The sequence below is a fragment of the Mycobacterium sp. KBS0706 genome, from assembly GCF_005938675.2.
Taxonomy (GTDB): Bacteria; Pseudomonadota; Alphaproteobacteria; order DSM-16000; family Inquilinaceae; genus Inquilinus.
The window spans coordinates 13,501-34,596 of sequence record NZ_VCCH02000003.1 but is presented as its reverse complement, the minus strand read 5'-3'; the positions used below and the strand labels follow the sequence as shown (position 1 = coordinate 34,596).

The 21,096-nt window shown below is 68.6% G+C and carries 20 protein-coding genes; 12 read left to right on the top strand and 8 right to left on the bottom strand.

Annotation, left to right across the window (positions count from 1 at the left end; all coding sequences use genetic code 11):
* The first annotated feature begins 438 nt into the window (after positions 1-438).
* The 6 genes from FFK22_RS02175 (at position 439) to FFK22_RS02150 (ending at position 6,511) form a co-directional block, all read left to right on the top strand.
* Positions 439-1,155, top strand: a complete 717-nt coding sequence (locus tag FFK22_RS02175; protein ID WP_138886652.1) for a hypothetical protein — start codon at positions 439-441, stop codon at positions 1,153-1,155.
* A complete protein-coding gene (locus FFK22_RS02170; protein ID WP_138886651.1) occupies positions 1,148-2,035 on the top strand; it encodes a hypothetical protein in 888 nt (295 codons plus the stop codon). The genes FFK22_RS02175 and FFK22_RS02170 overlap by 8 nt, the downstream gene beginning before the upstream one ends.
* A gap of 123 nt (positions 2,036-2,158) precedes the next feature.
* Entirely contained in the window at positions 2,159-3,697 is a 1,539-nt protein-coding gene (locus FFK22_RS02165) for an MBOAT family protein (protein ID WP_138886650.1), read from the top strand.
* 37 nt (positions 3,698-3,734) lie between these two features.
* Complete coding sequence (locus tag FFK22_RS02160; RefSeq protein ID WP_138886649.1) at positions 3,735-4,637, top strand: hypothetical protein; 903 nt, start codon at positions 3,735-3,737, stop codon at positions 4,635-4,637.
* A 50-nt stretch (positions 4,638-4,687) separates the two neighbouring features.
* Complete coding sequence (locus tag FFK22_RS02155) at positions 4,688-5,584, top strand: hypothetical protein (protein ID WP_138886648.1); 897 nt, start codon at positions 4,688-4,690, stop codon at positions 5,582-5,584.
* 18 nt (positions 5,585-5,602) lie between these two features.
* The gene (locus FFK22_RS02150; protein WP_138886647.1) at positions 5,603-6,511 is read left to right on the top strand and encodes a hypothetical protein; all 909 of its coding nucleotides are present in this window, start codon (positions 5,603-5,605) and stop codon (positions 6,509-6,511) included.
* Here FFK22_RS02150 and FFK22_RS02145 read toward each other — a convergent pair whose 3' ends face one another.
* Together FFK22_RS02145 and FFK22_RS02140 are read right to left on the bottom strand one after the other, a co-directional pair.
* A complete protein-coding gene (locus tag FFK22_RS02145; protein ID WP_186002257.1) occupies positions 6,512-7,525 on the bottom strand; it encodes a mitochondrial fission ELM1 family protein in 1,014 nt (337 codons plus the stop codon).
* Positions 7,526-7,691: 166 nt separating this feature from the next.
* Complete coding sequence (locus FFK22_RS02140; RefSeq protein WP_138886645.1) at positions 7,692-8,414, bottom strand: hypothetical protein; 723 nt, start codon at positions 8,412-8,414, stop codon at positions 7,692-7,694.
* 183 nt (positions 8,415-8,597) lie between these two features.
* Here FFK22_RS02140 and FFK22_RS02135 point away from each other — a divergent pair, with 183 nt between their 5' ends.
* The 4 genes from FFK22_RS02135 (at position 8,598) to mak (ending at position 13,213) form a co-directional block, all read left to right on the top strand.
* Positions 8,598-9,593: a lysophospholipid acyltransferase family protein gene (locus FFK22_RS02135; RefSeq protein ID WP_186002256.1), complete on the top strand. Its 996-nt coding sequence runs from the start codon at positions 8,598-8,600 to the stop codon at positions 9,591-9,593.
* Between the two features lie 87 nt (positions 9,594-9,680).
* The gene (thrS, locus tag FFK22_RS02130; RefSeq protein WP_138886643.1) at positions 9,681-11,696 is read left to right on the top strand and encodes a threonine--tRNA ligase; all 2,016 of its coding nucleotides are present in this window, start codon (positions 9,681-9,683) and stop codon (positions 11,694-11,696) included.
* 16 nt (positions 11,697-11,712) lie between these two features.
* On the top strand, positions 11,713-12,225 hold the full coding sequence (gene infC, locus FFK22_RS02125; protein WP_138886642.1) for a translation initiation factor IF-3: 513 nt from the start codon (positions 11,713-11,715) through the stop codon (positions 12,223-12,225).
* 82 nt (positions 12,226-12,307) lie between these two features.
* Positions 12,308-13,213, top strand: coding sequence for a fructokinase (gene mak / locus FFK22_RS02120; RefSeq protein WP_138886641.1), 906 nt, complete (start codon positions 12,308-12,310; stop codon positions 13,211-13,213).
* Positions 13,214-13,267: 54 nt separating this feature from the next.
* On the opposite strand, the gene FFK22_RS02115 is transcribed toward mak, so the two are convergent.
* Positions 13,268-14,233 (bottom strand): zinc-dependent alcohol dehydrogenase family protein, encoded by a 966-nt coding sequence (locus tag FFK22_RS02115; RefSeq protein ID WP_306770062.1) that lies wholly within the window; start codon positions 14,231-14,233, stop codon positions 13,268-13,270.
* Positions 14,234-14,368: 135 nt separating this feature from the next.
* Complete coding sequence (locus tag FFK22_RS02110; protein ID WP_138886639.1) at positions 14,369-14,671, bottom strand: helix-turn-helix transcriptional regulator; 303 nt, start codon at positions 14,669-14,671, stop codon at positions 14,369-14,371.
* 157 nt (positions 14,672-14,828) lie between these two features.
* On the opposite strand from FFK22_RS02110, the gene FFK22_RS02105 reads away from it, so the two are divergent.
* Positions 14,829-15,602 (top strand): adenylate/guanylate cyclase domain-containing protein, encoded by a 774-nt coding sequence (locus FFK22_RS02105; RefSeq protein WP_138886638.1) that lies wholly within the window; start codon positions 14,829-14,831, stop codon positions 15,600-15,602.
* A gap of 8 nt (positions 15,603-15,610) precedes the next feature.
* Here FFK22_RS02105 and FFK22_RS02100 read toward each other — a convergent pair whose 3' ends face one another.
* The 4 genes from FFK22_RS02100 to FFK22_RS02085 all read right to left on the bottom strand — a co-directional run bounded on the left by FFK22_RS02100 (position 15,611) and on the right by FFK22_RS02085 (position 20,126).
* Positions 15,611-16,405, bottom strand: a complete 795-nt coding sequence (locus tag FFK22_RS02100; protein WP_138886637.1) for an ABC transporter ATP-binding protein — start codon at positions 16,403-16,405, stop codon at positions 15,611-15,613.
* 1 nt (position 16,406) lies between these two features.
* Positions 16,407-17,327: an ABC transporter permease gene (locus tag FFK22_RS02095; protein ID WP_138886636.1), complete on the bottom strand. Its 921-nt coding sequence runs from the start codon at positions 17,325-17,327 to the stop codon at positions 16,407-16,409.
* Positions 17,328-17,526: 199 nt separating this feature from the next.
* Positions 17,527-18,492, bottom strand: coding sequence for an ABC transporter substrate-binding protein (locus FFK22_RS02090; RefSeq protein ID WP_138886635.1), 966 nt, complete (start codon positions 18,490-18,492; stop codon positions 17,527-17,529).
* A 137-nt stretch (positions 18,493-18,629) separates the two neighbouring features.
* The gene (locus FFK22_RS02085; protein ID WP_138886634.1) at positions 18,630-20,126 is read right to left on the bottom strand and encodes an aldehyde dehydrogenase family protein; all 1,497 of its coding nucleotides are present in this window, start codon (positions 20,124-20,126) and stop codon (positions 18,630-18,632) included.
* A gap of 188 nt (positions 20,127-20,314) precedes the next feature.
* On the opposite strand from FFK22_RS02085, the gene FFK22_RS02080 reads away from it, so the two are divergent.
* Positions 20,315-21,013 carry an iron-containing redox enzyme family protein gene (locus tag FFK22_RS02080; protein WP_138886633.1) on the top strand — a complete coding sequence of 233 codons (699 nt, stop codon included), beginning with the start codon at positions 20,315-20,317 and terminating at the stop codon, positions 21,011-21,013.
* The last annotated feature ends 83 nt before the right edge of the window (positions 21,014-21,096 follow it).

The window sequence follows — 21,096 nt, the reverse complement described above, 5'->3', positions numbered from 1 at the left end:
CGCGATAAATTCACGGCCGTGCCATGATCTTGCCCGTGGTTCGGTGACATGATGCGTCGATGGATGGACCAGCGGGCCGGGAGAGCCGCAAAGCGGATGTGATGCCGGGCACAGTGTGGTATTTCTCGTGCCGCTAACCTGCCGGTGAGTGGTGCATGAGCAGCGGGAGGTGACGGACGATCGCCGCCGCGTCAAAGGACATAGGATTTCGGGCAATACGTCATGAGCGGTCATTCACTCAAGAGATTGTCCCGATGGTTTCTAAGACGATTGTCCTTCTCCGTTCTTCTAGAGAATTTGACCGAATCGCGGGCGAGAGCCGCCGTCAAGGACTATCGTTTGAGGATTCGCGGCAACACACCGGACATGGGGACGCCGGGAGTGCTGTTTTGCGGCTGTGATGACGGCTATTACAAGAAATTCGCGCCGAGCTTTTTGTTGTCCGCGGAACAACTGGCGGAGCCGATCCACATCCACATCCATCTGTACGGTCCCTGCCAGGAAACGCTCGACCATATCGACCGGATGCGCCGGTCCCTGTGCCATGTGCGGCTGTCCTTCACATGGGAGGACGATTCCTACCGGCGGCTGTCCCTGCCGAGGCCGGTCTATTTCTCGGCGGCGCGGTTCCTGGTCCTGCATCACCTGCTGCTGGCCTGCAAGGCGCCGATCCTGTGCGTCGACATCGACGGCATCGTCCGCCGGCCGTTGGGCCAGGTCTTCCGGATGATCGAACGGGCCGACGTGACGCTGCACTTCCGCCTCGGCGAACGCAGGGTCTGGCGCCGGGTCATGGCCGGTGCCGTCGGCGTCAGCCATTCCAAGGAATCGCTGGGATTCTGCGAGAAGCTGGCGAGCGCCGTCTGGCGGGCGCTGCTCATGGGGCCGACCGACCATATCGACCAGCCGGTGATCTACTATCTCTATGTCATCCGCCGGCGGCTCAAGCCGCGGATCCGGTGGCAGCACATGCCGGCCGGCCTGGTCGATGTCGCGTTCGGCGAGGACAGTTTCATCTGGTCGGCGAAGGGGGCGTTGAAGGAGGGACCGACCTTCTCCCGCGCGACCTCCGCGCTCGAGGCGAACTACGCTCTGGATCTCGAACAGCCCCATGCGATCTATGCCGAGGCTCGCGGCGACGGCACGCATGGTTAGGATCTTCGTGTTCTGGGGTGTGACGATCGGCAAGCCCGGATCGGCACTGGCCGAAGGCGCGGGGCGCCTCGGCACCGTCCATATGAGCACCCCGGCCCGGTTCGAGCCGGACGACATCGCGATTCTCTGGGCCCCGTTTCGCGGCACCTTCCGCAGCGACATCTATCGCCAGATCCGGGCGGCGGGCGGGCGGGCCATCATCGGCGAGAATGGCTGGCTGTCGCCGATCCAGGGGCGGAAATACGTCCAGCTCGCGCTGCATGGCTGGAACGGCACTGGCGACTTCCCGGCCGGCGACGGCAATCGCTGGGACTCGTGGAACGTGCCGCTGCGCGACTGGCGCCGCGGCGGCGAGACCATCCTGGTGGTGGAGCAGCGGCCGAAGGGCATCAATCTCGACCCCCGCGCCATGCCGCCGGGCTGGGCGCAGAGCGTCGCGCCCCGGACCAGCCGCAGCGTGGTCCGGCGGACTCGCTTCACCGAGGCGCCGCTGGACCGGCAGCTCGATGAGGCTTTCGCGACGCTGACCTGGACCAGCACGGTCGCGATCAAGTCCCTGATCCGCGGCATCCCGGCCTTCTACTGCGGGCCGCACATCAATTGCGGCGAGCTGATGCGGCGCGGCCTCGACGTCGACAACCCGATCTATCCGGAGCGCGAGCCGGTGTTCCGACGCTATGCCTGGCAGCAATGGACGGAGGAGGAGATCCGGTCCGGCGAGCCCTTCGCGCGGCTGCTGTCGCTGCCGCATGACGGCCGGCCCGAGATCCTGATCGATCCCGATCCGGTCCCTTCGGCCTGGACCATGGCCGGACGGGTGCGGGCCGCCGTGGCCGGCCGCAAGCCGCTGGACCGGATCACGCAACATCTGATCGGGTAGGGGGCCTGATCGGGTAGGGGAGCTTCGCGACTCCGCCGGCGCCGGCGGATCAATCATCCGGTCTGCACGTTATCAGCCCGCCCGAGCGGATGACCTCGGGCCGCCCGAGGTCTCCCGCCGCCCATGCTGTTCAACTCCTACGCCTTCATCCTGCTCTTCCTGCCGCTGACCTACGCGCTGTGGACAGTGGCGCGCCGCTTTGCCGGAATCTCCTGGGCGATCGGCATCCTCCTGGCGGCGTCCCTGGTGTTCTACGGACTCTCCGCGCAGATCGAGCTGCTGCTGCTGCTCGCGGCGATCGCGCTCAATCACCAGCTCGCCGGGGTGATCCACCGCCACCGCCTGACGCCGCGCGGGCGACGCTGGATGCAGCTGGCCGTGGCCGGCAACCTGCTGTTCCTGTTCGTCTTCAAATACACCAGCTTCGTCACCCAGATGGCGGCGGACGCCTTCGGCTGGCCGGGGATGGTGGTCCACATCGCCCTGCCGATCGGGATCTCGTTCTACACCTTCCAGCAGATCGCCTACCTCGTCGATGTCGCGCGCGGCGAGGGCGAGCCCTGGCCGCTGCCGCGCTACGCGCTGTTCGTCGTCTTCTTCCCGCATCTGATCGCCGGCCCGATCGTCCATCACCGCGAGCTGATCCCGCAATTCGCCAGCGGCGCCCGGACGGCGCGGCTCGGCGACCTGGCCATCGGCCTGTCGATCTTCACCATCGGCCTGGCCAAGAAGGTGCTGGTCGCCGACAGCTTCGCCCTGATCGCCTCGCCGGTGTTCAACGCCGCGGCGCAGGGGGCGCAGCCCGGGCTGCTCGACGCCTGGGCGGCGGCCGTGGCCTATGCGCTGCAGATCTATTTCGACTTCTCGGCCTATTCCGACATGGCGATCGGCCTCGGCCGGATGTTCGGCATCCAGATGCCGATCAACTTCGCCTCGCCCTATCGGTCACTGTCGATCGTCGAGTTCTGGCGGCGCTGGCACATCACCCTGTCCCGCTTCCTGCGCGACTATCTCTACATCCCGCTGGGCGGCAACCGGCACGGCCCGGCACGGCGCTACGCCAATGTCTTCGTCACCATGCTGCTGGGCGGCATCTGGCATGGCGCCGGCTTCACCTTCATCCTGTGGGGGGCGCTGCACGGGCTGCTGATCGTCGTTTGCCAGCTGTGGCGGGCCAGCCGCTTCCATGTGCCGTTGCCGGCCGCCCTGGCCTGGCTGCTGACCACCGCGACGGTGATCCTGGCCTGGGTACCGTTCCGGGCCGCCGACCTCGACACCGCCGGCCGGATCTATGCCGGGCTGTTCGGTGTCGCCGGGGATCTGCATGCGGCGGCGCTGGACTATGCCCCGTCGACGACGCTGGAAGCGATCCTCGGCGCGCTGCTTCCCGGCGCGCCGTGGAATGTCTGGCTGTCGCTGGCGGCGGGGACGGCCGGCCTTGCGGCATGCCTGTGCCTGCCCAATATCCAGACGCTGTTCCGGCGCTACGGCGTCGGCCTGCCCACCCGCGGCTACGCCGACGGGATCGAGCCGCCGGCGCTCGGCCGCCTGGGCCCGGCCTGGCGGCCGAGCCCCGTCGCCGCGGCCACCATCGGTCTCCTGCTCGCCGCCTGCATCCTCAAGTTGAACGATGTCTCCGAATTCATCTATTTCCGCTTCTGACGCGCGCCGCTATCTGCTGACCGGAGTCGCGGCCGCCGTGGCGCTGGTGGTCGCGATCTGCGCGCTGTCGCTGTGGGGCATGCAGAACGGCCTGTCGGAATGGCGGGAATCCGAGTTGCTGCGGTACCAGATCGAGAAGATCGACGACACCCGGCAGGTCGACATCCTGCTGGTCGGCGACAGCTCGCTCGGCAACGGCATCGATGCACGGGACTGGAGCCGGCGGCTCGGCCTCTCGGTCGTCTCGGTGCCGCTGGTCGGCACCTATGGCTTCGAGGGCACGCTGAACATGCTGAAGCGCGCGGTGCGGGAGACCCGGCCGCGCGTCGTCGTGGTGATGCAGACGCTGGACATGATGCGGCGCAAGCCGTCCTGGCCCGGCGCGCTCTACACCGCCGAGACGCTGGGCGATCTCGCCGATGTGCCGCCGCGGGAGATGCTGTCCTCGCTGGCGACCTGGGACATCCCGGCCGGGATGCTGCAGGCGGCGGCGACCGGCGAGGCGACCGATTCGGCCATCGCCCGGCTCGACTACGTGCCGCAAAATCCGGCCCGCTTCGGCGGACCGCTCTATCCCCGGACCTACGGTCCCAGCGCGGTGCGCAAGGACGCGGCCGCATCGCTGCGCCGGATCGGCGATTTCTGCCGCGAGCAGACCCTGACCTGCCTCTATGCCAGCGGCCCCTATCTGGACCCGCAATGCAGGGAGTCCCAGGGTTATGCCGCGGCCATCGCCGATGTCGCCCGCCAGGCCGGGCTGATCCCGGTGGCCGGAACCCCGGTCTGCATGCCGCGGCCCGATGTCGGCGATTCCGAGGACCATGTGATTCCGTCCCGCCGGCCGCAATACAGCGAGATCCACCGGGCGCTGATCCTGGCCGCGATCGAGCAGGCTGGCGTCGGGATCCGGCGCAAGCCCACGACCGGCCCCGGCACCTGAGCGGCCCGGGCTTGCCCCGAGGGGCGAGTTGTCGGATACCGATCCGTAATATGGCAGCAACGCTTCGTTTCTTCGTCTATCTGCCCCAGGGCGATCGCAAGCCCTGGCGCGAATGCATCGCCGCCTGCGAGCGCCTCGGCCCGACCGCGGCCGAGCTGCCGGAGCGGTTCGGGCCCGGGGACGTCCTGATCACCTGGTCGCCGTTCCGGCTGTCCAAGCGCTGGGTGGCGGTTCGCGACGTGCGCGCGGCGGGCGGCCGGGCCGTGGTCCTGGAAAATGGCTGGCTGTCGCCGCCGGGCGGTGCGCGATACTTCCAGTTCGCGCTCGACGGCTGGAACGGCACCGGCCGGTTCCCGGATGGCGGGCCGTCGCGTTGGGCGGCCTGGGGCGTGGCGCTGCAGGACTGGCAGCGGCAGGGTGGGCATGTCCTGGTCCTGGGCCAGAAGGCGCAGTCGATCGCTGATGCCCGGCGGATGCCCTCGGGCTGGGCTCAGAGTCTGCGTCTGGAGACCCGCCGGCCGGTGTTGCGCCGCATGCCCGGCGCGGCGCGTCCGCTGGAGCAGGATCTGCGCGGCGCCTGGTGCACGGTGACCTGGACCAGCACAGCCGCGATCAAGGGGCTGGTCGCCGGCATCCCGGCCTTCCATTGCGGCCCGAACACGCTGTGCCCGGAGCTGTCGAAGCCTGGCCTGGACGTCGAGGCGCCGATCTATCCCGACCGCCAGCCGGTATTCGAGCGTCTCGCCTGGTGCCAGTGGACGCCGGAGGAGATCGCGACCGCGGAGCCGCTGGCGCGGCTGCTGGACCTGCCGCATGACGGCGTTCCGGTGCGGCTGGACGAGCCGGCCGCGGTCCGCCCGCGCTACACGCTGCTCGGCCGCGTCCGCGACCTGGCTCTCCGCCTGCCGGGGGACCATCCGGTCCGCCGCCGGCTCGGCATGTCCTGACGCCGGGGCAGGCGACGCATGCGCATCTTCATCGTCCTCGGCGATCCGCCGTCCCCCGGGCAGGCCAACGTCAAGCCCTATGACGAGGTGGCGGCCGGGGCGCGTCGGCTCGGCCCGGTCACGATCGGCATGCCCGACCGCGACGCCGGGCCGGACGACGTGCTGATCTGCTGGTCGCCTTTCCTCGGCACCGACCGGCTGGCGGCGCTGCGCACCATCAAGGCGGTCGGCGGCCGCGCGATCGTGATGGAGAATGGCTGGTTGTCGCCAATCGGCCCGCGGCGCCTCTTCCAGGTGGCGCTGGACGGCTGGAACGGGGAGGGGCGCTTCCCGCAGGGCGGGCCGGAGCGGTGGCGCAGCTGGGAAGTGCCGATGCGGGATTGGGGCCAGGGCGGCGACCATGTGCTAGTGATCGGCCAGAAGCTGAAGGGGGCGGACCAGGATTTCCGGCGCATGCCCGAAGGCTGGGACTACAGCCTGACCCTGGCCACGCAGCGCCCGGTGGTGCGTCGGACGCGCAAGACAACGGTACCGCTGGCGGATCAGCTGCGCGGCGCCTGGTGCACGGTGACATGGACCAGCACGGCGGCCATCAAGGGTCTGATCGCCGGGGTGCCGGCCTTCTATTGCGGGCCGACGCTGATCTGCCACGAGCTGTGCCGGCGCGGCACCGATGTCGACCACCCGGCCTATCCGGAGCGCGAGCCGGTGTTCGAGCGCCTGGCCTGGTGCCAGTGGACGCCGGAGGAGATCGCGACCGGCGAGCCCTTCGCCCGGCTCTTGGAGCTGCCGCACGACCGGGTGCCGCAGGCGATCGCCGAGCCCTTTACCCTGCCGGCCGCGGTGACGCCGCGCGGGGCGCTGCGCGAGCAGCTGGACCATGCGCGCCGGCGCTGGCGCCGCCGCCTGGCACGCTGGAAGAGCTGATCAGCGTCCCTGTTGCCGGGCGGCGAGCCGTTCGCGGATGATGCCGGCGATGCGGCCGGCCTCGTCCAGCGGCGTATAAGCATAGGGCTCGATCACGCCGGTGAAGGGCCGGGTCATCCCCAGCGTCGCCTGCATGTCGCGGTGGAAGCGGTGGAACTTCCCGAGATAGGGGCCGGGCGTCTCGTCCAGCGGGATCGAGAATACCGGCGTCCCGGTCGAGGCCGCCTCGCAGGTCATGGTGATCGAATCCACCGTCACCAGCACGGCATCGGCGATCGCCAAGTACTGGAAGTATGGATTCTCCCCGGTGCGGTCCCAGACGAAGCCGCGGTCGCCGGCCAGCGCCTGCTGCAGCCGCGGCAGCACGATGGGGTCGGAGCGGCGCGAGGTCGTGACCAGCAGGCTCCACCCCTTGGCCTGCAGCCCGCGCAGCTGGGCGACCAGGGCGTCGATGCGGCCGGGGGAGAAGGCGTAGCCGGGGTTGGGGCCGCCGATCATCACTGCTGCCCGGCGGCCGGGCAAGGTGCCGAAGCGCTGCTCCGCCGCCGCGCGATGGCCCGCCACCAGCGCCGCGTCGACGCGATGCGGCGCGCCGACCATCGGCAGCACGTCGTCGCGGCCGTCGAACTCCGGCCGCCAGTCGTGCCGGCCGACGAAGCACAGGTCGAACCGGTCGAAGCCGACGGTCGGAATCTGCAGATGCACGGTGAAGATCGAACCGCCGGACCGGCGCGTCGCCGCCATCACGGCGGGCTCCGCCTGGCGGCCGCAGGAGATTGCAAGATCCGGCCAGGGCGGCCGGATCCGGTTCAGATGGACGTTGCGGATATGGGTCCAGCGGCGGTCCAGGCGCCGGGCCAGCCCGGCCTTCACCGGATCGGGGCGCCGCACCAGCCGGGTCTCGGCCGCGACGCCCAGCTTCTCGGCCACGCCGCGGCATTGGGCGATGGTGCCCGCCTTGCTTTCGCTGACGATCCAGCAGCGGAGCGCGGAGAGGTCGGCCGGGTCTGTCATCGCCGCGTGCGCCGGCACGGTCCGAGAGATCGTTTGGAAACGGGGTGGCGTGAGTCGGCTGGTGGTGGCTTCGAGAACCGGCGCGCAGCGGACATTTGGTCCGTGAGCACCGGAAGCGGAGAAGCCGCCATCAGACGGCCGCGCCGGCCTGTTTCCAGACGGTCTCTCAACCCCAGTGCTCGGCCACCCAGGGGGTCGGCCGCACATGCTTCGACCAGCGTCCCGGCCAATGCCCGCTGATCGCGTATTCCGGCTTCGGATCGCCGTGGAACACCACGATGCGAGCCCCGTCCGGGCGGCGAGGGGTCATGAACCAGTTGAACAGGCCGAACGGGCCGCCGGGCATGCAGTGCTTCTTGAAGCTCACGCACCAGGCGTCGGGCCACCAGGTGATGTCGCCGATATGGTCCGAGACATAGGTCTGCGAATTGCGGTAGCGGGCGAAAATCTGGCGGTGGTTGGTGACCAGGTTGTCCAGCACGTCCTGATGGGCGCCGATCTCGAAGCGGTAGACCGAGGTGTTGCCGACGCGGCGATCCGGGTGCGTCCAGTTGTGAATGACGCAGAAATCGCCGGGATGATCGAAGTACGGGTCCAGGCTGTCGACGATGACGATGTCGAGATCCAGGAACAGCGTCGGCCCTTCGAGGTCGCCGAGCGGTTGGCCGAACAGCGTCACCTTGCGCCAGGGCAGGTTGCGGTGCGGCTCCGGCACCTGCAGCACCGGCATGGGGAAATGTTCGACATCGGGGTCGAGCCCGGTCGGGTCGTCGGTGAAGCAGACGAAACGGTGCGGCCGCGCCAAGTTGCGGCTGACCATCGACTTCAGCCGATTGACGTATTCCGGCCCGTATTTCGGGCCCCATTTCGCGCAGATGACGTTGACCATTAGGACTTTTCCGTTCGCCTGACTGCCGAGTTAGCATGCAGGTCCGGTCCGGCTCAAGCGACGTGCCGCCGCGCCCCGCGGGACCGGTTCTCGACATGGCTTCCGGATCTTGCCTTTGTTCAGCAACATTCCCAATTTCGGCGTTGAACGAATCTCGATCCCCCGATTCCTCCGATGAGCGGATTGCGCGACAGACTGAAACCCCTGCGGAAGGCATGGCCGCGCCTGGCGCGAAGCTATGTCGTGCATCCGCTGCAGGCGGCCCTGGCCTATGCCATCTACGGGCTGCTGCGCTGCATGCCGATCGACGTCGCCTCGAACCTCGGGTCCTGGGCGGCGCGGACCATCGGCATGCGCATGGGGGCCACCCGGCACGGCGACCGCAACCTGCAGCTGGTGATGCCGGAGCTGACGGCGACGCAGCGGCGCGAGATCCTGGCCGGCATGTGGGACAATCTCGGCCGGGTGATGGGCGAGTATCCGCATCTGCCCGCGCTGAGGCGGGCGGAGTCGCGCCGGGCCGACCGGATCACCGTCGAGGGCGCCGAGCACTTCGAGGCGGCGCGGGCCGGCGGCCGGCCGGTGATCATGGCGCTGGCCCATTACGGCAACTGGGAGGCCGGGCCGATCGTCGCCACGCGTCACGGCGTTCCCCTGAGCATCTTCGTGCGGCCGCTGAACAACCAACTGGTCGACGGCCTGGTCCGCCGCATCCGCCTGTCGCTGGGCTCCGAGCTCTTGGAGAAGCGCATGGCCGGCAACGACGCCCGACGGGCGCTCGGCATCCTGCGCAACGGCGGCGTGCTCGGCGTCATGGTCGACCAGCGCTACACCGGCGGGCTGAAGGTGCCGTTCATCGGCCAGGATGCGCTGACCTCGCCGGCGGCGGTCGAGATGGCCTATCATTTCAACTGTGCGCTGCTGCCGATGCGGCTGGAGCGCACGAAGGGCGCCCGCTACCGCGCGGTGATCGACCCGCCGCTCGACATCCCCCGCACCGGCGACCGCAAGGCCGATGTCGAGGAGGGTGTGATCCGGCTGAACCGGGTGGTCGAGGGCTGGATCCGCGCCCGGCCCGAGCAGTGGCTGTGGCTGCACAAGCGCTGGCGCCTGACCCCGAAGCGGCCGATCAAGCCGCCGCGGGTGATGCGCCAGTCCTCGCCGACGCAGACGGCATGAGAGCGCTGCTGTCCGGGCCGCTTGACAGGCCTTCCTCGCCCCTTACAGTGCCTCGCCCTCTCCGGACGAAAGAACGTGGATAGATTCATGGCCGAGCTGTCGAGCCCTGGCGGCATCGCCATCACCCTGCCCGACGGCGCGGTTCGCCGCTTCGACCGGCCGATGTCGGGCGCCGACATCGCCGGGGACATCGCCAAGAGCCTGGCCAAGGCGGCCATCGCCGTGACGATCGACGGCAAGTTGTCGGATCTGGCGACCGTGGTCGACCGCGATGCCAGGATCGGCATCGTCACCCGCAGCTCGCCCGAGGCGCTGGAGCTGATCCGGCACGACGCCGCGCATGTCATGGCCGAGGCGGTGCAGGAGCTGTATCCCGGCACCCAAGTGACGATCGGCCCGGCGATCGAGAACGGCTTCTACTACGACTTCGCCCGCGACGAGCCGTTCACGCCCGACGATCTGGTGAAGATCGAGGCGAAGATGCGCCAGATCATCGGCCGCAACGCCGCCTTCACCCGCGAGGAGTGGGACCGGACCGAGGCGATCGAGTTCTTCAAGGACAAGGGCGAGAAGTACAAGGCCGAGATCATCCAGGACCTGCCGGAGAGCGAGACCATCTCGGTCTACCGCCAGGGCGACTGGCTGGACCTGTGCCGCGGCCCGCATATGCCGACCACCGGCGGTGTGGGGCAGGGCTTCAAGTTGACCAAGGTGGCCGGCGCCTATTGGCGCGGCGACCACCGCAACGCCATGCTGCAGCGGATCTACGGCACGGCCTGGCGCGATCAGAAGGAGCTCGACGCCCATCTGCACCAGCTGGAGGAGGCGGAGCGCCGCGACCACCGCAAGCTGGGCCGCGAGATGGACCTGTTCCATCTGCAGGAGGAGGCGGCGGGCAGCGTGTTCTGGCATCCGAAGGGCTGGACCCTGTACCGGACGCTGGAGAACTACATCCGGGAGAAGCTGGCCCGGGCCGACTATGTCGAGGTGAAGACGCCGCAGCTGGTCGATTCCAGCCTGTTCAAGGCGTCCGGCCACTGGGACATGTATGGCGACAACATGTTCAAGGTGGCGATCGGCCAGAAGGAGGACGGCTCGCCCGAGCGGCTCTCCGGCATCAAGCCGATGAACTGCCCCTGCCATGTGCAGATCTTCAAGCAGGGCATCGTCAGCTATCGCGACCTGCCGATCCGGATGGCGGAGTTCGGCAGCTGCCACCGCAACGAGCCCTCGGGCGCGCTGCACGGGCTGATGCGGGTGCGGGCCTTCACCCAGGACGACGCCCATATCTTCTGCACCGTCGAGCAGTCGGTGACGGAATCGGCGCGCTACATCGCGCTGCAATACGAGGTCTATCGCGACCTCGGCTTCCCCGATGTGGCGGTGAAGCTGGCGCTGCGCCCCGATGTGCGGGCCGGGTCGGACCAGCAATGGGATGTCGCCGAGCAGGCGCTGCGCGACGCGCTGGTCGCGGCCGGGCTGGAGTTCGAGGAGCTGCCGGGCGAGGGCGCGTTCTACGGGCCGAAGATCGAGTTCCACCTGACCGACGCGATCGGCCGGACCTGGCAGTGCGGCACGCTGCAGTTCGATTCCGTGCTGCCGGAGCGGCTCGACGCCACCTATGTCGGCGAGGACGGGGCCAAGCACCGGCCGGTGATGCTGCACCGCGCGATCCTGGGGTCGCTGGAGCGCTTCATCGCCATCCTGATCGAGAACTATGCCGGCAAGCTGCCGCTGTGGCTGGCGCCGGTGCAGGCGGTGGTCACCACCATCACCAGCGAGGCCGACGGCTATGCGCAGGAGGTGCATGCGGCGCTGCTCGCCGCCGGGATCCGGGCCGAGATCGACCTGCGCAACGAGAAGATCAACTACAAGGTCCGCGAGCACAGCCTGAAGAAGGTGCCGCTGATGCTGGTGGTCGGAAAGCGTGAGGCGGAGAATCGGAGCGTCGCCCTGCGTCGTCTGGGCGGAGAGGCACAGGAAGTCCTTGCCCTGGACGAGGCGCTTCATAAACTTGAGGAACAGGCGCGATCACCGTTGACATCCACGAGGGGGGAGGTGCAGACGGGGTCGCAGCAATTGACGGAGGCTATCCATAGCTAGACTACCGACGAATGCCCTGCCGACCCGCGACGGGCCGAGGGTGAACCGCGAGATCGACTCGGCCCAGGTCCGCCTGGTCGGCGTGGAAGGTGAGATGATCGGGGTCGTGCCCCTGCGCGAGGCTCTCTGGGCCGCCGAGCAGGCCGGGCTCGACCTTGTCGAGATCTCGCCGAATGCCGAGCCGCCGGTCTGCAAGATCCTCGATTACGGCAAATTCAAATTCGAAGCGCAGAAGAAGAAGAACGAGGCGCGAAAGCGTCAAAAGGTCATCGATGTCAAGGAGATCAAACTCCGCCCGAACATCGACGACAATGACTATAACGTGAAGATGCGCAGTGCGCGGCGCTTCCTCGAGGAGGGCGACAAGGTCAAGGTGACCATGCGCTTCCGCGGGCGAGAGCTGGCGCACCAGGAAATCGGCATGAACGTGCTGGTCAAGGTGCGCGACGAGCTGCAGGACCTGTCGAAGGTCGAACAGATGCCGAAGATGGAAGGTCGGCAGATGATCATGGTGCTCGCGGCGAAGTAGCCGCGGGCGTACATGCGGACGGTGTGGTCCTGCGCTTGGATGCAGGGCCGTTTTCTTGGCTTGAAGACGGGCGGAGGCGGGTATGCGGATCGGCGTCGATCTCGGAGGCACGAAGATCGAGGCGATCGCCTTGGACGATGTCGGGACGGAGCTGCACCGCCAGCGCATCCCGACGCCGCGCCACTATGAGGGCACGGTCCAGGCGATCCGTGATCTCGTCGGCGCGGTCGAAGCCGCGGTGGGCGAGCGCGGCACGGTCGGCGTCGGCATGCCCGGTGTGCTGTCGCCGCAGACCGGCCTGGTCAAGAACGCCAACTCCACCTGGCTGATTGGCAAGCCCTTCGACAAGGATCTCAGCGCCGCGCTGGGCCGCGAGGTGCGCTGCGAGAACGACGCCAATTGCCTGGCAGTGTCGGAGGCGACGGACGGTGCCGCGGCGGGCAAGGGGCTGGTCTTCGCCGTCATCATCGGCACCGGCACCGGCGCCGGCATCGCCGTCAACGGCCGCGCCCATCGCGGCGGCAACGGCGTGGGCGGCGAATGGGGCCACAACCAGCTGCCCTGGGCCACGCCCGAGGAACTGCCAGGCCCGGACTGCTACTGCGGCAAGCAGGGCTGCCTCGAGACCTGGATCTCCGGCACCGGCTTCGGCAAGGATCATGTCCGGGTGACTGGGCAGCAGATTTCGACCCATGAGGTGGTGGCGCGGGCCGAGGCCGGCGATCCGGATGCCTCGGCCACGCTGGAACGCTATATCAGCCGGCTGACTCGCGGCCTGGCGCATGTCGTCAACCTGCTCGACCCCGACGCCATCGTGCTCGGCGGTGGCATGTCGAATGTCTCGCGGCTCTATGACGAAGTGCCACGGCGCCTGCCGCCGATCGTGTTCGGCCGGGAATGCGCCACGCCGATCCTGAAGGCCAGGCACGGCGACAGCAGTGGCGTCCGCGGCGCCGCCTGGCTGTGGCGCCAGGGCGAGACCGGCTGAGACTGCACGTCGGCAGCGGGACGGCCCCGCTGCCGAGCGGCGGCAGATCCGCGCTCAGGGCGTCACATCGATCACGATCTTGCCGCGCAAACCGTGCACCGAGCCGTTCTCCATGAGCTCGTGCGCCTGTGCGATCTGCTCCAGCGGCAGCGTCGCGCCGATCACCGGCTTCACCAGCCCGCGCTCGACCAGCGCGGCCAGCCCGTCGAGCTTGGCCCGGTTCTGCCGCGTGAACAGGAAGTGGTAGGTGGCGTTGCGGCCCCAGGCCTCCAGCAGGTTCTGCGGCTGCGCGATGTCGACGATCGAGACGACGCGTCCGAGCGGGGCAAGCGCAAACGGGCCGCGCGACAGCGCATCGCCGCCGATCGTGTCGAGCAGCACGTCGACGCCGTGGCCGTCGGTCAGCCCCAGCACCGCCTCGACATAGTCCTGCTGGGTATGGTCGATCGCCGCGTCGGCGCCGAGTCCCGCGACGAAGGCATGGTGGCGGGCACGGGCGGTCGTCAGCACCCGTGCCCCCATCGCCTTCGCCACCTGGATCGCGACCGATCCCACGCCGCCGGCTCCGGCATGGACCAGCACTGTCTCGCCGGCCTGCAGTTGCGCGCGGGTGACGAAAGCCTCCCAGACGGTGCCGCCGACCAGGGGCAGGCTCGCCGCCTCGCGATGGCTGAGCTGTGACGGCTTGCGCGCCACGATCTCCGCATCGGCAACCTGCAACTCGGCATAGGAACCCGGCCCGCCGAAGATCTTCGGCGTGTACCAGACCTCGTCGCCCGGCGCGAATTCCCCGACCTCGGCGCCGACGGCCTCGACCACGCCGGAAACGTCATGGCCGATGATCGCCGGCAGCGGCAGCAGGTCGGCATAGTCGCCGCGCCGAATCTGGCCGTCGAGCGGATTCAACGCCGTGGCCCGGACCCGGACGCGCAGCTGGCGCGGGCCGAGCGGCGGGACCGAAACCTGCCTGATCTCGAATACCTCCGGCCCGCCGAACCGGGGCAGGACGGCGGCTGTCATGGATGGGGACAAGGTCTCCTCCTTCGTTAAATCGAGAATTCTCGATGTACGCCCAGGCGTCTCGGCCGATCGGGCTTCGTACCAGGGCAGGTTAGATTCGGAATATCGCGATATCCCGAACTTCCAAGGCAAAAGTCAGATCTCCGTCCGCATCAGCTCCGCCAGCTTTCGGATGCTGTCCTCGTCGCGCTTGTAGTAGGTCCACTGGCCGCGCCGCTTGACCGTGACCAGCCCGGCCTTGTGCAGGATGCCGAGGTAATCCGAGGTCGTCGACTGCGACAGGCCGATGCCCTCCTGGATGCTGCTGACGCAAACCCCATCGATCTCGACGTCGCCTTCATCCTGCGGCGGGAAATGTCGGGCAGGCTCCTTCAACCCGGCCAGAATCTTCAGCCGCACCGGATTGGCAAGCGCCTTGAAAGCTGTCAGAGCATCCATGAATCAGAAATATCGGAATTCTCCGATATGGTCAATCGCGGGGGCACGTCGGGCAGGGTGTGGAGGCGCAGTATTGCATTGTTCTCTTATTGTTCCCGGGTCTCGCGATCTCGCAGCCGCTGGGGTATGATCGGCCGCAATCTGAATCGAGGCCGACATGTCGCCGGAACGCCGCCTGACCGCCATCCTCTGCGCCGATGTCGTCGGCTATTCGCGGCTGGTCGGGCGCGACGAGACCGGCACGCTGGCCCGGCTCGACCAGGCCCGCGACATCCTGCGGACCGTGACGGAAGGGCAAGGCGGGCGCGTCTTCAACCTGGCGGGGGACGGGCTGCTGGCCGAATTTCCCAGCGCGCTCGCCGCGGTTCAGGCCGCGATCACCGCCCAGGACAGGCTCGGCATCTGGGCTTCGAACCAGCCCGAGCACGAGCGCATGCGGCTGCGCGTCGGAGTCAATCTCGGCGATGTCGTGGTCAATGGCGACGACCTTCTGGGTGACGGTGTCAATGTCGCGGCGCGGCTGCAGGCGCTGGCGCAGCCGGGCGGCATCTGCCTGTCCGGCGCCGTCTACGACCAGGTGCGCGGACGGATCGAGATCGGCTTTGCCGATCTCGGCCCCCAGGCGATGAAGAACATGGCCGATCCAGTGCGGGTCTATGCCCTCAGGGTCGGTCCGGACGCCGATCGCATGGACGCGGTGGCGCCCGTGACGGCCCCGGCGGCAAAGCCGGGGCACGGGATCTTCGACCAGCTGCGCCGCCGGCTACTGGGCGCGCTCATGGTCGTCGCCGTGCTGCTGGTCATCAATTTGATGACCAGTCCCCGTGACCTGTGGGTGCAGTGGCCGGCGCTCGGCCTCGGCATCGCCGCGCTCCTGCCGTTGGCCCGCCGCCTGCTCTGGGGCCGGCCGCTGAACGTCGACGGCAAATAGTCGGCCTCTCAGGCCAGCAGCAGCGCGTCGTCGTCCAGCTGCTCGCCGCGGACCTTGCTGAACAGCTTCAGCAGGTCCGGCACGTCCAGGCCGCTGCGGTCGTCATTGGCGACGTCGAAGGCGACCCGGCCCTCATGCAGCATCACCGTGCGGGTGCCGTGGTCGAGGGCGTGGCGCATAGAATGGGTCACCATCAGCGCCGTCAGCCTCTGCTCCTCGATGATCTTGCAGGTCAGCCGCAGCACGAAATCCGCGGTGCGCGGATCGAGCGCCGCAGTGTGCTCGTCCAGGAGCAGGATCTTCATTCCGGCCAGCGTCGCCATCAGCAGGCTGACCGCCTGGCGCTGGCCGCCGGAGAGCAGACCCATCGAATCGCCCAGCCGGTTCTCCAGCCCCAACCCCAGCACCGCCAGCTTGTCGCGGAACACCGTGCGGCGCGGCCCGTCGAGCGAGGCGGCGAGGCCGCGCGCCCGGCCCCGGGCATAGGCCAGGGCCATGTTCTCCTCGATCGACAGGGCTTCGCAGGTGCCGGCCATCGGGTCCTGGAACACCCGGGCGACCAGGCCGGCCCGCTTCGGCGCCGGCCAGCGGGTGACGTCGACGCCGTCGATCTCGACCCGACCGCGCTCTGCCGGGGCGTCGCCGCTCAGCACGTTCAGCAAAGTCGACTTGCCGGCGCCGTTCGAGCCGATGACGGTGACGAACTCGCCGGTCGGGATGGTCAGGTCGAGGCCGCGCAGGGCGCGGTTCTCGAGCGGCGTGCCGCGGCCGAAGGTGACGTGAACGTCCTGGACTCGGATCATCTCAGGCGCTCCGCCGGAACAGGGTCTTCAGGGGATTGCGGACGCCCGGCAGCATCAACGCGATGCCGACCAAGACGGCGGTCACCAGATTGAGATCCGAGGATTGCAGCCCGAGCCAGCCGGTGTTCAGCGCCAGCGCGATGGCGATGCGGTACAGGACGGCCCCGACCACGCAGGCCAGCAGCATCATCACGATCGAGCGGGTGCGGAAGATGGTCTCGCCCAGGATCACCGCGGCCAGGCCGTTGACGATGGTGCCGGTGCCAACCGTGACGTCGGCGAAGCCGGCGGTCTGGGCGAACAGGGCGCCGGCCAGCGCCACCAGCGCGTTCGACAGCGCCATGCCGACATAGATGTGCAGCTTGGTCGAGATGCCCTGCGCCCGCGCCATCCGGGAATTGGCGCCGGTGGCGCGCATGGCCAGGCCGAATTCGGAGGTCAGGAACCGGCCCAGAGCCAGGCCGACGATCAGGACGATGATCGCCAGCACCACCACCTTCAGCGTCGCCCGGGCGGGCAGGCCGACGGCTTCGATCACCGGCGACAGCCAGGCGAACAGCCCGATCACCGTGTCCTGGTTGATCAGCGCCACGTTCGGCTTGCCCATGATCCGCAGATTGATCGACCACAGCGCGATCATGGTCAGGATACTGGCGAGCAGGTGCAGGATGCCGAAGCGGACATTGAGCCAGGCGGTGACCAGCCCGGCGACCGCACCGGCAGTGGCCCCGACCAGGGTGGCCAGCACCGGATCGACGCCGGCGACGATCAGCGTGGCGGTGACGGCGGCGCCCAGCGGAAAGCTGCCGTCGACCGTCAGGTCGGGGAAGTTCAGCACCCGGAAGGACAGGAACACACCGAGGGCGACCAGGGCGTAGATCAATCCGATCTCGATCGCGCCGAGGAAGGCGAACAGACTCATCAACACGTCCTGCGGGCGGCCGGCGGCCGCGGAAACCAGAAGGCCCCGATATACGGGCTCCGGCCGGATCTGTCATGACCGGCCGGCCGCGTCGGGGCAGTGCATGTAGGTTAGGTTCGCCGCGGCGAACCCAACACCTCGCCATTCATCGACGACGATGTCGGGTTCGTGGCCGCGAACCCAACCTACGCGTTCGAGCCTACTTTATCACCTTCTTGGCCCGGCTTAGCACCGCCTCGGGGACGGTGACGCCCATCGCCGCGGCCGATTTGGTGTTCACGAACAGGTCGGTGCCGCTGGCGTTCTTGACCGCGATGTCGCCGGGCTTCTCGCCCTTCAGCACCCGGGCCACGACCGCGCCGGTCTGGCGGCCGACCTCGAAATAGTCGAAGCCGACCGAGGCGATGGCGCCGCGGGAAACGCTGTCGGTGTCGCCCGAGAACACCGGGATCTTGTTCTCGGTGCCGACCGCGATCACCGCCTCCAGCGCCGAGACGATGGTGTTGTCGGTCGGGACATAGATCACGTCGACCTTGCCGACCAGGCTCTGCGCCGCGCCCTGGACATCGGCCGATTTGGAGGCCGCGGCGGTGACGATCTCGACCTTCCACTCCGGCGCCATCTCCTGCAGCGCCGCGATCAGCGCCGCCGCATTGGCCTCGCCCGGATTGTAGGGCACGCCGATGGTCTTCACCTTCGGCACGATCTCCTTGATCAGGTTCAGGTGGTCGGCCAGCGGCGACAGGTCGGAGATGCCGGTGACGTTGCCGCCCGGCTTCTCCAGGTTCTTCACCAGCTGGGCGCCCATCGGGTCGGTGACCGCGGTGAACACCACCGGGATGTCCTGGGTCGCCGCGACCACGGCCTGGGCCGAGGGGGTCGCGATCGGCACGATTACATTCGGGTTCTCGCCGACGAATTTCTGTGCGATCTGGGCAGCGGTGGCCGGGTTGCCCTGGGCCGATTCATACTGGAAGACGAGGTTGTCGCCGTCCTTGTAGCCGGCCTCCTCCAGCGCCTTCTTGACGCCGTCGCGGGCGGCGTCGAGGGCCGGGTGCTCGACGATCGCGGTGACGGCCACGGTGACTTTGTCGGCGGCGACAGCCACCGAGGACAAGAGCGCCAGCGCCGTGCCCGCCGCCAGTGCCAAACGACTGATATGCATGAACATCCCCCCATGTTTGTGTCCCCGGCTCGAAGCCGCCGGGCGTCTGTTGCGCATTAGCGCAGGCGGCCGGGGACCCGTCAAGGAACCGCCGCCCGCCTGCGTTTTGTCGGATTTTTGACCGTCGACGCCGGAGCTTAACCCAGGTCGAAGACGATTCCCTGGGCCAGCGGCAGCTCGCGGCTGTAGTTCACCGTCGCGGTCTGCCGGCGCATATAGGCCTTCCAGGAATCCGAGCCGCTCTCGCGCCCGCCGCCGGTCTCCTTCTCGCCGCCGAAGGCGCCGCCGATCTCGGCGCCCGAGGTGCCGATATTGACATTGGCGATGCCGCAGTCGCTGCCCGCCGCCGACAGGAAGGTCTCGGCCTCGCGCATATCGGTGGTGAAGATGCAGGAGGACAGGCCCTGCGGCACGTCGTTGTGCAGCATCAGCGCCTGGCCGAACTCCCGGTACTTCATGACGTAGAGAATCGGCGCGAAGGTCTCGTGCTTGACGATGTCGCTCTGAGCCGGCATCTCGGCGATTGCCGGGCTGACATAGAAGCCGCCCTGCGGCACGCTCGCCGTGACCTGCTCGCCGCCGGTGACGGTGCCGCCCTGGTCGCGGGCTGCCGCGAGCGCCTTCTGCATGCCGTCGAAGGCGGCCTGGTCGATCAGCGGCCCAACCAGCGTGCCCTGCTCCAGCGGGCTGCCGATGCGCACTGCGCCATAGGCCTGCTTCAGCGCCGGGACCAGCTTGTCGTAGACGCTGTCATGCACGAACAGCCGGCGCAGCGAGGTGCAGCGCTGGCCGGCGGTGCCGACGGCGCCGAACAGGATGGCGCGCACGGCCATGTCCAGATCGGCCGACGGGCAGACGATCATGGCGTTGTTGCCGCCGAGCTCGAGCAGCGACCGGCCCAGGCGCTGGGCGACGCGCGGCCCGACCTCGCGGCCCATGCGGGTCGACCCGGTGGCCGAGATCAGCGGCACCTTCGGGCTGTCGACCAGCGCCTCGCCGATGGCGCGGCCGCCGATCAGGATCTCGGCCAGGCCGTCCGGCACGCCGCCGAAGCGCTCCGCCGCCTTGCGGAAGATCGCCATGGTGGCCAGCGCCGTGACCGGGGTCTTCTCCGAAGGCTTCCAGATCACCGGATTGCCGCAGACGAAGGCCAGCGCCGCGTTCCAGGACCACACCGCGACCGGGAAGTTGAAGGCCGAGATGACGCCGACCGGACCCAGCGGATGCCAGGTCTCGGCCATGCGGTGGCCCGGCCGCTCCGACGCGATGGTCAGGCCATAGAGCTGGCGGGAGAGGCCGACCGCGAAATCGCAGATGTCGATCATCTCCTGCACTTCGCCCAGGCCTTCCTGCAGGATCTTGCCGGCCTCGATCGAGACCAGCCGGCCCAGCTCGGCCTTATGGGCGCGCAGCTCCTCGCCGAACAGGCGCACCAGCTCGCCGCGGCGCGGGCCCGGCACGGTGCGCCAGTTCAGGAAGGCGTTCGACGCGCGCTCGATCGCGGCGTCGGCATCGGTATTCTCGTGCAGGCGGGCGATCTCGGCGCCGTCAACCGGCGACCGGACGACCAGCGTGCCGCCGGTCAGGGCGTCGGGATCCAGCCCGAGGCTGCGGATCAGATCGTGCAGCTCCATGAAACACAACTCCGGAGAACTTTGAGCGCCGAAGGCGCTGATGGGCGGCATTCGTATCGTTGCGCGGTCCGCGGGGCAAGCGCAGTGGCGACGGGCAGGGCCGGCGGGATGCACCACCCAAAATGGTATTGCCTTCTTTTAAAAATAGTGTTTATGATTTGTTCGTATCCTGAAAATGGTGGTGCGGAATGGGCGCGACGTTCTTCGATGTGCTTCATGCCGAGGCTGTGGCCATGGTCGTTGCGGTGCGGCAGACCCGCAGCGCCCGCAGCCTGCTCGACGGCTCGGCAGGGATCGCGACCTACGCCAACACCCTGCGCGAGGCCTATCACTGCCAGCATGCGATGCAGCCGACCCTCGCGCTGGCGGCCGAGCGGATGCTGGATCACGGCCGGCACATGCCGCTGGCCCTGTTGCTGCAGGAGAAAGCGAGGGAAGTGGCGGGGCTGGACCTCCGGGTGCTGGACGATCTGGAGGCGCTTGGCTTCAGCCGGGCGGATGTGGTCACCTCGATACCGGCGCCGCCGACCCAGGCCTGGATCTGCTGGCTGCGATTCCTCGGGCGAAGCGACCATCCCGCCGGCTTCCTCGGCATCGCCTATCTGCTCGAATACCTCGCCGCCACCTGCGCCGGGACGGCCGTCGACGGACTGCTGCGGACGGCGCGGATCGCCGGCATCCGCCGGGCGCTCAGCTTCCTGCGCAACCGCGTCGAGGCGCGCGAGGGCCATGTGCGGACGCTGGCCGCGGCCCTGCCGGCGCTCGACGACCCGGCGGAGATCGACGCGGTCCTGACCTCAGCCCGGGTGACCCGGATGCTCTATGCCGGCATGCTCCGCGCCGTCGACGGCATGTCGGCGATGCCCGCGCGCCGCGTGTCGGGTTGACGCCGTGATCGGCCACGGTCCCCGGCGATCGGACGCAACCCGTTTCCGCATCGGCTCCGCTGCGGCAAAATACATTGTCGCAG